At 43.2% G+C, this 12,846-nt stretch carries 10 protein-coding genes and 1 other annotated feature; of the genes, 4 read left to right on the plus strand and 6 right to left on the minus strand.

All coding sequences use genetic code 11. The features are described from left to right. Window positions 1–93: 93 nt before the first annotated feature. Genes ENLAB_RS03985 through ENLAB_RS03995 form a run of 3 tightly spaced genes read right to left on the minus strand, consistent with a single transcriptional unit; the run spans window position 94 to window position 4,271 of the window. Entirely contained in the window at window positions 94–1,524 is a 1,431-nt protein-coding gene (locus tag ENLAB_RS03985; protein WP_244352740.1) for a glycoside hydrolase family 1 protein, read from the minus strand. 28 nt (window positions 1,525–1,552) lie between these two features. Continuing rightward, window positions 1,553–3,424: a beta-glucoside-specific PTS transporter subunit IIABC gene (locus ENLAB_RS03990; RefSeq protein ID WP_244352742.1), complete on the minus strand. Its 1,872-nt coding sequence runs from the start codon at window positions 3,422–3,424 to the stop codon at window positions 1,553–1,555. After that, window positions 3,414–4,271, minus strand: coding sequence for a PRD domain-containing protein (locus tag ENLAB_RS03995; RefSeq protein WP_074534926.1), 858 nt, complete (start codon window positions 4,269–4,271; stop codon window positions 3,414–3,416). Before ENLAB_RS03995 ends, ENLAB_RS03990 begins: the two co-directional genes overlap by 11 nt. A gap of 719 nt (window positions 4,272–4,990) precedes the next feature. Here ENLAB_RS03995 and ENLAB_RS04000 point away from each other — a divergent pair. After that, window positions 4,991–5,137, plus strand: coding sequence for a hypothetical protein (locus ENLAB_RS04000; RefSeq protein ID WP_005234527.1), 147 nt, complete (start codon window positions 4,991–4,993; stop codon window positions 5,135–5,137). Between the two features lie 218 nt (window positions 5,138–5,355). Continuing rightward, window positions 5,356–5,940 (plus strand): SOS response-associated peptidase, encoded by a 585-nt coding sequence (locus tag ENLAB_RS04005; protein WP_244352744.1) that lies wholly within the window; start codon window positions 5,356–5,358, stop codon window positions 5,938–5,940. Window positions 5,941–6,020: 80 nt separating this feature from the next. Here ENLAB_RS04005 and ENLAB_RS04010 read toward each other — a convergent pair whose 3' ends face one another. Next, on the minus strand, window positions 6,021–6,626 hold the full coding sequence (locus ENLAB_RS04010; protein WP_244352746.1) for a short chain dehydrogenase: 606 nt from the start codon (window positions 6,624–6,626) through the stop codon (window positions 6,021–6,023). A 201-nt stretch (window positions 6,627–6,827) separates the two neighbouring features. Then, window positions 6,828–7,059: a binding site (T-box leader), on the plus strand. 49 nt (window positions 7,060–7,108) lie between these two features. Between ENLAB_RS04010 and ENLAB_RS04015 the strand changes: the two genes are divergently transcribed. Both ENLAB_RS04015 and ENLAB_RS04020 read left to right on the plus strand, forming a co-directional pair. Beyond that, a complete protein-coding gene (locus tag ENLAB_RS04015) occupies window positions 7,109–7,948 on the plus strand; it encodes a MetQ/NlpA family ABC transporter substrate-binding protein (protein WP_244352748.1) in 840 nt (279 codons plus the stop codon). 138 nt (window positions 7,949–8,086) lie between these two features. Next, window positions 8,087–8,998 carry a LysR family transcriptional regulator gene (locus tag ENLAB_RS04020; protein WP_220426874.1) on the plus strand — a complete coding sequence of 304 codons (912 nt, stop codon included), beginning with the start codon at window positions 8,087–8,089 and terminating at the stop codon, window positions 8,996–8,998. A gap of 137 nt (window positions 8,999–9,135) precedes the next feature. Here the strand turns inward: ENLAB_RS04020 and ENLAB_RS04025 are convergent, their stop codons facing one another. Continuing rightward, window positions 9,136–10,884 carry an ABC transporter ATP-binding protein gene (locus ENLAB_RS04025; protein ID WP_220426875.1) on the minus strand — a complete coding sequence of 583 codons (1,749 nt, stop codon included), beginning with the start codon at window positions 10,882–10,884 and terminating at the stop codon, window positions 9,136–9,138. Further along, window positions 10,868–12,622, minus strand: coding sequence for an ABC transporter ATP-binding protein (locus tag ENLAB_RS04030; RefSeq protein WP_077452853.1), 1,755 nt, complete (start codon window positions 12,620–12,622; stop codon window positions 10,868–10,870). Before ENLAB_RS04030 ends, ENLAB_RS04025 begins: the two co-directional genes overlap by 17 nt. Between the last annotated feature and the right edge of the window lie 224 nt (window positions 12,623–12,846).

Below are 12,846 nucleotides of genomic sequence, written 5' to 3' on the forward strand. Positions count from 1 at the left end.
CGTGAGCTACGCGTGGTTTTTGTTGTGGACGCGCTGAAATTGATGCGCAAAAAAACTCCAGCACTTGTACACTGCAAGTACTGGAGTATTTAATCATAAGCCGTTTCGTTCAATCACTTTTTGATACCAATAGAAACTGTCTTTTTTCTTTCTATCTAAAGTCCCTGTCCCGTCGTCATATTTATCCACAAAAATGATGCCATACCTTTTTTTCATTTCTCCTGTAGAAGCACTGACAATATCAACGGCACTCCAAATCGTGTAACCAATCAACTCGACACCATCATCGATGGCTTTCTCCATTTCAGCAATATGCTTTTCTAAATAATCGATGCGATAATCATCATGAATCTGTCCATCTTCAGCAACAGTTTCTGAAACCCCGATCCCATTTTCCACGATCATCAATGGCAGTTGGTAGCGATCATAAATATCATTCAACGCAATTCTCAATCCTACTGGATCAATCATCGCATTCCATTCCGTCTGCTCTAGATAAGGATTATTTACGCCTGAACCGCCAATCATACTGTGTCCATTTTTGGTAACTTTCTCATCTGCAGAGACACAAAGTGTTAGATAGTAACTAAACGTGTAGTAATCCACTGTTCCCTTAGCTAGGATCGCTTGATCTTCTGGTGCAAACTCGATTGCAAAGCCATGATCAGCAAAATATTTCTTTGCATAATAAGGATATTTCCCTGTGACCTGCACATCGCCACAAAATTTCGAGTGCATATTTTCTTCTTGTTTAGCTAGTAGTACATCATTTGGATGGCTAGTATAAGGATAGCGTGGCATATAAGAAATCATACAGCCGATTTTCAAATCTGGATAGTGTTCATGTCCGTAAGCGACAACCTTTGCACTGGCAACAAATTGATGATGCAGGGCTTGGTAGCGTTGCTGTAGATTATCCGGCTGATTGATAAATTCAGATTCACCAACTTGCAGTCCCAGTGATAAAAAGTTTCCGATACTTAAGGTGGCCGTGTTGATTTCATTAAAAGTGATCCAATAGTTTACTTTTTCGTGATAGCGTTCAAACAACACCGCCGCATATCTCGCATAAAAGTCGATCACTTCACGACTCGCCCAACCATTGTATTCTTGGCTCAAATATGCGGGAACATCAAAATGAGCAATGGTTACAATTGGTTCAATCCCGTACTGCCGACACTCGTCAAACACACGATCATAAAAGGCCAGGCCTTCTTCATTCGGTTCAGCGTCGTTGCCCTTGGGAAAAATCCGGGTCCAGTTGATAGACATGCGGAAAGCTTTAAATCCAGCTTCTGCAAACAATGCAATATCTTCTTGATAATGATGATAAAAATCAGTTGCTTCGTGGCTTGGATACAACAACTCTTCTTCAATTTTTGCTGTGATTTTCCGAGAAGTCGTATGGCTGCCACCGCTGATCAAGTCAGCACAAGCGAGCCCTTTTCCACCCTCATTATAGCCGCCTTCATATTGGTTTGCCGCCGAAGCGCCGCCCCATAAAAAATGTTTTGGGAAACTCATTGCTGTCATCCTTTCTTCTTTCTAATGATTAAAAAATGGCTAATAACTGATCGCCAGCTTTTATTTCTTGCTGTTGGGCAAGTGCCACAACATCTAAGAAGTCTGCCGTATTGGTAACAGTGATCATAACGGTATCTTCATACCCTGCCTGAGCGATTTTTTCTGCATCAAAGTGCAATAATGTTTCTCCCATAGTGATTTGATCACCTTCATTGACTAGTCGTTCAAAGGCACTTCCTTGCATATTCACCGTATCAATACCGATGTGGATCAGTAGTTCAATCCCCTCAGTACTGGTAAGTCCAATCGCATGATTTCCTGGAAAAACGGCAGAAACCTGTCCCGTAAATGGGGCAATCACCTGTTGATCTTGTGGCTTAACAGCAATTCCTTTACCTAATGCCAATGAAGCAAACGCCTGATCATTGGTTTCTGTCAATGGAACGGCAGTTCCTTTTAAAGGTGATACTACAATTTTTTCAATCGCTGATTGTTCTTTCTTCGTTTCAGAAGAAACATCAGTTGCTTTGGGTGTCACATCTTGCGCTCCAGATTTGACTGCTTGCGGCTGATTATTATTAGGAAAATCTGCATCTTTGACCATGAGCCAAGTGTAGGTAAAGGCAATCGCAAAAGTAATCAACGAGCCGATCAGCGCATGAAACACACTGCTGTATGATGGAAGCGCCACAAATGAAGCAATGACTACTGGCGTATTGATTTTCATCAAACCAAAATAAAGTCCCCCAGCAGCACCCCCAAGGATCATTCCGACAATCGGTTTTTTCAGACGTAAGGTTACTCCGTACAAAGCAGGTTCGGACACACCCATCAAGGCAGTAATTGCCGATGAAAAACTCACTTGTTTAAATTCCGTATCCTTAGCTTTGATTCCAGCCGCTAAACAAATCGCTGCTTCGGCAGCCAATCCAAGCAGCATACCAGGGACGATCAAATCATCATACCCGTACGTTGCCAAAGAAGTTAATAAAATAGGGGTCAGCGTCGTGTGCATGCCCGTCATTACTAGCAATTGAGCAAAGGCACCCATAAACAAGACCGCTAACGGACCAAAATTGTTTGTTAAGTAGTTCAAAAACTGTGACACATAGTTGCCGATCGTCACACCTAATGGTCCGATTAGCAATAGAGCCAGCGGTGTGATCACGATGATGGCGATCAACGGACGGAGAATAAATTTGACACTGTTCGGTAAAATCCGATCGGCGAACCGATAGACATAAGACATAACCCAGACACTTAATAAGACTGGCAAAACGGAGGCATTGTAGCTCACATTCGGTACGAGCAATCCAAATAATGTGATTCCTCCTTCTTGGCTGAGAAGGGCCGTCAATCCTGGCATCACAAAAATCGCTCCGACGTAGCTTCCTAAGAAAGGATCTATTTTCAATCGTTTGGCCACAGAATTTCCTAAATAAACGGGAATGAAAAAGAAGGCTGCTTGCGATACTTGATACAATACGAGATACGTATCGTCAGTTGCAGCTAAAATTCCTGATAACTCCAATAGTGAAAGGACCACTTGCAGCATTCCTCCAGCTGCTATGATTGCAATCATCGGTGTAAAACAGCCTGCGATAAAGTCAAGGAGTCGTGAGATGATCGATTGATCGCTGCTGCTTTGATCAGCCGTCGTTTCTGTCGTCGGTAGTTGCGCGTATACACTCGATACATCCGGCCCAATAATCACTTGGTATTGACCATTTCCCTGAACGAGTCCAGTCACTCCTTTTAACTGTTTGATTGCTTCACTGTCAGCTTTTTTGTCGTCGGCCAGCGTGAAACGCAGTCTTGTTGCACAGTGGGTCACGTGCTGGATATTTTTACCACCGCCGACATTTTCATAAATTTCATTGGCTAGTTGTTTATAGTCCATTGTTTTTCTCCCTTTCTCCTTGTTCCGTCAATTTCTGGATATGGAGTGATAGATAAATTTCTTCATTTTCTGAGATGTTGATATCATACGTATTTTTGATATAAACCTTGATTTTTTCCACACAGTGAAATGCTTGCGGATACATCTTTTCAATTTGTGCATAGAGCGTCGACGCTTCATAGCTGGGAAGTGTATGGTTGATCACATTTTGTGCGAAATAGTGCAGATGCGTGACAAAGCGAGAGTAATGGAAACTATTCTCATCAAAATTTTGTTTGTACTCATACTTTACGATCGTCAGTACGTCTTCTATAAATTTCGCGATTTGATTGGTAACCGCCATATCCTTCTTTTGTGATTGGACATTTACAAAATGCAATGCGATGGAGATCGCTTCTTCTGTTGGTACATCGATCGCTAGTTCTTGCTCCATAAGCTGGACAGCATACACCCCTATGGCATATTCATCGGGATAAAATCGCCGAATATCCCATTGCAAAGGACTATGAAAAGTCATTTGCTGCTTGATCCGATGAACAGTGAAATCAATATGATCCAGCAAAGTCAAATAAATATAGTCGCTGACTGCTAATCGATAATTCTGTTTAGCATAAGCCACGATTTTAGCAACGATCGCTACGTATTTCGGATCGCATTTTCCTAATTGATAGCTAAAATGTTCCAGCATTGCATGAGTATCCAATACAAAAATCTTTTCAAAATCTTGTTCTTCTACATCATCTCCTACCTTCTTATTGAAGCTGATGCCTGTAGAAAATCCGATAATTTCATTGCTGCCTTTCTTTAGTAAGACAACATTATTATTTAAAAACTTCTTTATTTTCATGATTTCCTCCACCTTAAAAACACTAAAAAACCTCATACTCCACCCTTGGTGGAATATGAGGTTTGCCTTCTTACAGTAACATGCCTCTTGGTCACAGCACTTCTGTAACCGTTATCTAATTACATCGGTATCATAGCACTTCAAAAAAAACTTGTCAATCGCTTCCTTAAATTTTTTCACACGATCGTTAAGCCCTGTTGAGCTTCTCACAAAAGCTGCCTTTGTCAGACGGACATTTTAAGAATAACTTTTGCTTTTTAATCCCCCAAAACCAGCAACTTGCCAACACAATAAACAACAAGCTTCGTGCTTATATAATGCTTGAATCATCGTTTCTTTCTACAAATCATTTTTTAAGGGGAAAATGTATCAATAACACGCAAAAAACGAAAATAGCTTCTATTCTCTACTTTTGACGTATATCTTAGCTATTTCTCGATTGGTCTATTTGTTGAAATGTCAAAACCAAATAGCATTCATTCTTTGTCCTTCTATGCTGGAAAGCAAGTAGCAGAAATTTTATACGTTTCCGTTCCTTCGTCTTTCCTTCAAATGCGCATTGGTCTATTCCACTCTCCTCCCTTACTCCTTCAATCGTTTCTAAAACCTTTGAATAAATTCTTAATAAAATAACTAACAAAAAATAAACTTTTACTATATCTCTTGAATGTAAGCGGTAAATTTGTTATTATTACCAAGGATAAGGAGGTGTTTATCTATTGTATGCGATTAAAATCTTTCATGGTTATCTAACCGCCGAAGGAAAAAGAACACGGGACAAAACAATTGCATTGACCTATACTTGCAGAGAAGATGCTGAACGTTTCGCAAATAAAATCGGCGGGAGAGTTAAAAAAATTGGCTAACCAACTAGAATAAAAAAGGCTGTCAACCTCAGTAGGTGACTGCCTTTTTTTGTTATCTGGTTTCCGGCAAATCAAGCGATACTCCTGACTTTTTACATATGTTTAAGATCCTTTTCTTGTTGAATCGAGAAGTGAAGCAAGTTAGTTGGTTTTGACGCCTTGAATCTTTATACTGAAACAAAGGCAGCAGCCAATCCAAAAAAAGGAGTGACTCGTCCATGTGCGGCCGATACTTATTTGACCCAACAACTGGAGAATTGTCAGAATATTATCAAGAAGCCGCGGCGAAAGCCCGCAAGCGTCAACAGACTGTCGCTGTCAATGATGTTTTCCCTTCCAATCACGTCGTAACCATCGGTGCAAATCAACAACAACAAGTTGTAGCTGGTGTGACAAGATGGGGCTTTACCGGCTTTATAAAAGGGCATTTGATGATCAATGCGCGTTCTGAGACCGTTGAAGAGAAACCGACTTTTCGCAAACCTTTCCAAGAGCATCGCTGTGTCTTTCCGATGTCTGGTTTCTATGAATGGAATCATGAAAAGGAAAAGTTCCTCTTTTCGCAAGATCACGTGATTTATGCCGCTGGTTTTTATCGCATCCTTCAAAAAGAGGATCAGATCGAAACTGAATCAATCATTCTAACGACTGCCGCGAACGATTCTGTTGAACCAGTCCATGATCGAATGCCTCTGTTCTTAGAAAAAGAAGCGATTGCTTCTTGGATCAATGACTTGGCTTTTGCTCGCCAACAACTCAAAGCAGAAATGCCCAAGCTGAAAACCCAAATGCTCTCTTCTTAACTGTTTGCTACCTCTTTTTCAGCAGAACAAAAACCGCCAAGTCATCTGTGATTTGGCGGTTTTTGCTACTTCTGCTTTTCTTAATAAACGGTGAAGGTTTTGCCAGTCATGATCCCAAAAACTGCTTTTTGATACGCTGCAAAAACGGGTGCGTCACCAACGGGAATAAAGCCTTTGAAAGAATCGGCGAAGGTTTCCCAAGAACCCACAAGCGCATTGGGACTGACTGCATTGATTCGTAGCCCATGACCGATCTCAAAAGCTGCCGATGCCACGAAGGCTTCTAAACCGCCATTGACCAGTGCTGAAGGCGTGCCCATTGGGATAAATTCGTCTTTGATAATTCCAGAAGTCAGTGTGATACTACCGCCTTCATTGAGAAAATGCTGGCCAATCAACGCAAGGTTGACTTGTCCTTGTAGCTTCGAAGCCACCGACTGTTGAATATCAGCTGGCGTCAATTCCTCAAAGGGTTTAAACACTGTGCTTCCCGCAGCGGAAACAATAGCATCCACTTTCCCAGTAGCTGCAAATAGCTGGCTGACACTGGCTGCATCCGCAATTTCGACCTGATGATCACCATTGCTACGGCTAGCCGTGATCAGCTCCACCTCTGGTACCTGCTGAAAGCCTTCAACTAAAAGCTGCCCAAGTGTGCCGGTATGTCCAATCAAAAGTAATTTCATTTGCTCGCCTCTTTTTTTGTTTTGTGTTTCGATTCTAACCCAACCAAGCGATTTCGACCATTCATCTGCTTTTCCTGCTTTTTAGGTCTATTCTTGCCCTTGTCCATTTGCTCCCCTACTACCTGCGTAGTGATTGGAATCACCTATCACGAAAGCAATTGACAACTTTCTCATCTTGTTCTAAGATACTACTAATTTCATACACATGCAGTGAGAAGAAGAGTACGATCCCCCCTTTCTTTCAAGAGAACTCGGAACTGGTGGAAACGAGTAAGGAAGAAGATCCGAAGATGACCTTTGAGCATTCGTGGACGAACAATCCCCGACGGAGAAAGCCCGATAGCGCAATGCAGTTTATTTGATGAACTGACTGAGGTTTTTTGTTTCAGCAAAAAACAAACGAAGGTGGTACCGCGAAATGATCGTCCTTCCCAAAGACTATTCTTTGGGAAGGCTTTTTTTATAAAAAAGGAGGAAAAGTTATGAAACGAAAGATTCGATTGGGTGTGGGCATTGGTTTATTGTCCTTAGTTTTATTTGCCGGTTGTGGCAATCAAGAAGAAGTAACGGGAAATGCCGAGGAACAGCAAACAGAAATCAGATTGGGGACGACACCAGGGCCTTACAGTGAACTGTTTCTCAAAGGAATCAAACCGATTTTAGAAGAAGCTGGATATACTGTGACGGATATTGGCTTTACTGGGGTCTTGGAAGCGGACATTGCATTGAACGATGGCGAGATCGACTTAAACGTCGATCAGCACACCGCCTATTTAGAAAACTTCAATGATAACACGGATGCCGATTTAGTGGGTATCACACCGATTCCTACCGTTCCAGCCGGCTTGTATCCTGGCAGAAAGGACAGTTTAACAGCGATTGAAGCAAACGATACCATCGGGATCCCCAATGATCCGTCAAATAGTACCCGTGCCCTGTTGCTGCTACAAAAAGCCGGCTGGATCGAGCTTGACTCCGAAGTGGCGCCCATTGCCGCGACTTTGAGAAACATTACTAACAATCCTTATGACCTGGACATCGTCGAGATGGATTCTGCCCAAATCCCCCGCAGCTTAGCAGATTTAGACTATGCGGTGATTCCCGGCAGCATCGTTTATAGTGCTGGAATCGCTGCAGAGGAAAGCCTATTAAGTGAAGACATTTTGCAAGAATATGAACTGGTGGCAACGGTAAAAGAAGCCAATAAAGATAGTAATTGGGCACAGGCAGTGGTGGCAGCTTATCATTCTGAAGCCTTTAAAGAACTGCTGGCAGAAGAGAATCAAACGGATTATTGGTTTATTCCTGAGGAATTGCAATGACCGCTTGAAAAGTAGCAATAAGCAGCAACTGTCGTCTTATTTTTTAAAGAAGCTTCTATTATTATAGAAGTAAAAGAACTGACTACTATTGATTGGTGGACCCTTCCCTGTCGAAATCTTTGTAAAGGAGGTCAAAAATTGAATATTCAACAAATGCGGATCGTGCAAGCGATCGCTGACCATGGAAGTTTTCGTGAAGCAGCCAAACGGCTGTATCTTTCGCAGCCAAGTCTTTCCCAAGCCGTGAAAGAGTTGGAAACAGAATTGGAGGTCCAGCTTTTTGAGCGTACGAATCAAGGCGCCCGCTTGACTGCTGAAGGCTCGGAATTTCTAGACCATGCCCAGCCGATCTTGAGTCAAGTGGCGCAGCTGCAAACACGTTTTTCCAGCAAGCAAGCAGCGAATCAAACCTTCACTATTGCAAGCCAGCACTATGATTTCACGGCTGGAATTTTCAGTGAGCTGCTGCAGGAATTTCCCGACTGTCGCCAGTTTCGCCTTTTAGAAACCACGACCTTAAAGGTAATCACGGACGTGCAGCAATATCGAAGTGAATTTGGGATCCTTTATTTAAATGAGCAAAACCAAGCAGGGTTGGAACGACTTCTGCAAGGCGCCCAATTGTCCTTCGAGGCGTTGGGACGGTTTCGCCCCCATGTCTTTTTGCGAGCGGCTCATCCCTTGACAGAAAAAAGGCAGCTTTCCTTAAGAGATCTCGCCCCTTATCCACAAGTACGCTTTTTGCAAGAAGATGAACGCTATTCGTTTTTTTCCGAGGATTTGATCGACTTTGCTCCAAGCCCTCAAGTGGTGCATGTCAGCGATCGAGGCACGATGGTCCAGCTATTACAGCAGACGGATCTTTATGGAACCGGCTCGGGGATCGTTGCCCAACCAGAACGCCAAGGCTTGGCTTTTCTTCCTTTGATCGACGCGTCCGAGGGTGAGATCATCCTCATTAAAAAGAACGCTCGCCCGTTATCAGTGATCGGCGAGCATTTCTTAACAAAATTACGACAACACCTTGCCGCTTTTCCTACTGATATATAAGCGAAGGCCTCCTCTTCCTACTCCCCATAGATGATTGGCTGCACCTTCGCATTATATTAAAAATCCTTGAGCCACTTCCCATGCAGGAGGCTCAAGGATTTTCTTTTACGGTTACTGTTGTCGGCAATCACCGCTGATTACAGCTGCTCTGCCTGCATTTGATACATTTGCTGATAGATTCCTTGCCCTTGGACAAGACTTGCATGGGTTCCCCGTTCCACGATCTTCCCTTGGTCTAGGACCAAGATTTGATCGGCTTGTTTGATCGTTGATAAACGGTGAGCGATCATGAAGGTCGTCCGTCCTTTTTGCAAGACGGTCATCGCCTTTTGAATGATGGACTCTGTTTCAGTGTCCACATGGCTCGTCGCTTCATCCAGAATCAAGATTTTTGGATCAAAGACCAGCGCACGGGCGAAACTGATCAGCTGACGTTCTCCACTAGAAAACTCATTGCCTTTTTCAACGACTGGATGATGGATGCCTTTTTCATAACGGCTCAAAAGGTAGTCAGCGCCGACTTGTTTCAAGGCATCGATAATCATCGCTTCGGTGATCGTTGGATCGTTCATCCCGATGTTGCTGGCGATCGTTCCAGTAAATAGATAGGGATCTTGCATGACGATCGCCATTGAATCTCTTAAACTATGACGATCATAATCAGTGATCACTTGTCCATCCACAACGATTTTCCCCTGCTGCGGATCATAAAAACGGAACAACAGGTTCAAAATACTCGATTTTCCAGAACCAGTATGACCGACTAAAGCAATGGTCTCTCCTGCGGCAACGTCGAAGTTGATATCGTGCAAGATCGCTTGCTCAGGGTCGTAGCCAAAGGTCACCTGTTGGAAAGAAACATCGCCATTCGTAACAGTCAGCTGCTCACTTTGTTGTTTTTCAACCGGCTGATCAGCAAACTCAAAGACCCGCTGTCCAGCAGCTAATGATTGCTGCACGTTGGTGATGGTTTGGACAAGCCCCTCGATGGGATCATACAGGCGGTTGATGTAATCAATAAAGGCATACAGCAAACCTGCTGAGATCGCCAAGCGGCCATCAAGGAAAAAGGCGGCCAAGGTCGTGATTAAAATCAAGATGGTTGAATTTCGCAACAAATTGCCTAATCCCCAAGCGATACTTGAATCGAGTAAGAGGTATTTACGTCCGGTTTTGAACCATTTCTCTACTGTCTCATTAAATTCTTTCTGCAACTGCTTTTCTCGTTGGAAGGCTTGGATGATCGCCATTCCTTGGACAAATTCATTTAACTGTCCACTGATTTGAGAGATGTATTCCCGCATTGCTAAATTGTAACGAGAGGCATATTTGGTGTAAAAATGCTGCCAGATTCCTAAAATCGGGATCAAAATCAGCATCGCTGCTCCTAAGGTGCGATTCAAAAGAAATAATGCAATAAACGCACCAATGATTTGGATAATGTTGCTTAACAAATTACTGATCACGATCACGTAGAAATTAGACCGCAAGACTTCGGTGTCATTCGTGATCCGTGCGACGACCTTGCCGGCTGGAATCTGGTCAAAGTAAGAAACCGGTAATTTGTGCATATGGTCAAAAAGCTGATCCCGCATTTTTTTGACAATACTGTTGGACATTTTTCGCAATTGTAGCAAGCTGATATAACGAAAAAGGGAACCAATCAAATTGACCAGCAAATACCCAGCGAGTAATTGGATCAAAAGCATCGTATTTAGGTTTCTGCTGTCAACCGCCGGTGTCATCACTCGGTCGATCAGCTGTTTGGCAATCAGTGGTGAAGTCAGTTCGAGCGCTGCTGCCAGCAACAGCAAGATCGCGCCCACGGTAAATTGTTTTTTATAATAGCTCAAATACGTGAGCAAGCGCTTAATCGTTGAGAACACTTGTATCGTCCTCCTTTAACTGTTGATGGTAATACTGTTCTTGGTACCACCCTGGGGTTTCGATCAACTCCTGATGGGTACCACGCTGTGTGATCCGTCCGTCTTCTAAGACGATGATTTGATCCGCTTCGGTGATGGCGGACAATCGATGGGTCACGATAATGGAGGTCGGTGCCTGCTTCATCGTTTTCAAATTCGTGATGATGGCTTGTTCCGTTTTGGCATCAACTGCCGAAAGGGCATCATCCAGTAAGAGGACTTCACTGTTTCGTAAAAACGCCCGTGCTAATGACAAGCGTTGTTTTTGTCCACCAGAAAGGGAAACGCCTTTCTCACCGACAATCGTTTCGAGCCCTTCTGGCATCCGCTTGATGTCTTCGCTAAAGCAAGCAGCTTCCAGGGCTTCCCACAATACTTCTTCGGAAGCGTCTGGCTGTCCGAATAACAAGTTCTCGCGAATCGTTCGTGAAAACAAGGTATGTTCTTGCGGTACTTCTGCAAAGTGGTTGCGCACTGCTGTTGTTTGATAGGCCGTCAAGGGCTGCTCATTGATCAAGGGTACTTGATCAGAGTATGGATAGCGGTGACCGAATTGTCTTAGCAGCGTCGTTTTTCCGCTGCCGGTCTTCCCAACGATCCCTAAGACTTCTCCACGAGTGATCGTCAAATCCAGTCCTTCTAACACATAGCGAGCTGCTTGTGGGTATTGGAAATGGTATGCTTCAAAACGGATCGTATTGATGGCTTGCAGGTCGGCTTCGCCTGGCGTTTCTAATTCATCCCCTGTCTGCAGCACTTCATTGATCCGACGCCAGGATGCAGCACCTTGCTGCATCACATTCACAAGATCTCCTGCTGAGATCATCGGCCAAACGACCATTGTCAAATACACTTGGAAAGAAACCATCGCACCAATGGTGATCGTTTGGTTAGCAACAAGAAACGCCCCGACACCAAAGCTCATCACAAAACTGATCGCTAAGATGATGGTAATCAGCGGCCCAAAACGGGAATCGATCTCAGAAACGATATTGTTTTTTGCTCGTGTTTCCAGTGTTTTCTTTTGAAACTGTTCCGTGGTGGCTCCTTCTAGTCCATAAGCTCGGACGACCCGAATGCCATCAATGATCTCCAACACTTCACTGTTCATCTCAGAAACAGAATTCTGCGCTTCCGTAAACGCCTTATCGACTTGCGAGCCCCATTTGAAAATGTAATAGGCTAAAAGTGGCATTGGAATCAAGGCAATCAAGGTCAATAACCAAGAAACCGTCCCAGCCATCATCGCTACGATAAAGCTTAGATACAAACTAGTATTTAAGAAAACCATCAGACCATACCCAACGGTCATCCCCATCACTTGGACATCGTCACTGGAACGAGTCATTAAATCACCTGTTCGGAAACGATGGTAAAACGGCGCCCCCATTTTGAGAAAGTGGCTCATCAATTGTTCCCGTAATTGTTTTTGCAAATCGTAGGAACCAATAAATAAATTAAACGTCCAAACAAATTCCGCCAAATATCCTAACAAGATAGCTCCCGCGAAGAGGCTCACATATTGGATCAGTACGGAGTAATCAAAATTATCTTGAATCAACGCATCGATGAACAAGCGCAGAATATAGATCGGTGCAACATACATCGCACTAGCGATCACCATAAAGACGAATACAAAGGTATAGCGCACCTTATGTTCTTTAAAATACGTTGTTAATTGTTTTAATACATACTTCATGTTTTATCCCTCACATTCTAAAAAAGTACACAAAAAAGCTCTGTCCCTTCGGAAAAGGACAGAGCATAAACGTCGTTATTATAGACATTATCTGTACACTAATGGTTACCGAATGAGGGATTCACTTTATTCAATTTGGTTGTTTTTTTATCAAATACTTTTTGCATCGTAATCCCTCCTTCTCTTTTTATTTTGCTGACTACACCTAACACTTTACAGATAAG

It is taken from the genome of Enterococcus innesii, assembly GCF_022846515.1.
GTDB lineage: Bacteria > Bacillota > Bacilli > Lactobacillales > Enterococcaceae > Enterococcus_D > Enterococcus_D innesii.

Bases quoted from the DNA above. Each gene is read 5' to 3' on its own strand.
- ENLAB_RS03995 (WP_074534926.1), bottom strand. From the start codon at position 4,271: ATGAAAATAAAGAAGTTTTTAAATAATAATGTTGTCTTACTAAAGAAA.
- ENLAB_RS04030 (WP_077452853.1), bottom strand. From the start codon at position 12,622: ATGAAGTATGTATTAAAACAATTAACAACGTATTTTAAAGAACATAAG.
- ENLAB_RS04005 (WP_244352744.1), top strand. From the start codon at position 5,356: ATGTGCGGCCGATACTTATTTGACCCAACAACTGGAGAATTGTCAGAA.
- ENLAB_RS04010 (WP_244352746.1), bottom strand. From the start codon at position 6,626: ATGAAATTACTTTTGATTGGACATACCGGCACACTTGGGCAGCTTTTA.
- ENLAB_RS03985 (WP_244352740.1), bottom strand. From the start codon at position 1,524: ATGAGTTTCCCAAAACATTTTTTATGGGGCGGCGCTTCGGCGGCAAAC.
- ENLAB_RS03990 (WP_244352742.1), bottom strand. From the start codon at position 3,424: ATGGACTATAAACAACTAGCCAATGAAATTTATGAAAATGTCGGCGGT.
- ENLAB_RS04015 (WP_244352748.1), top strand. From the start codon at position 7,109: ATGAAACGAAAGATTCGATTGGGTGTGGGCATTGGTTTATTGTCCTTA.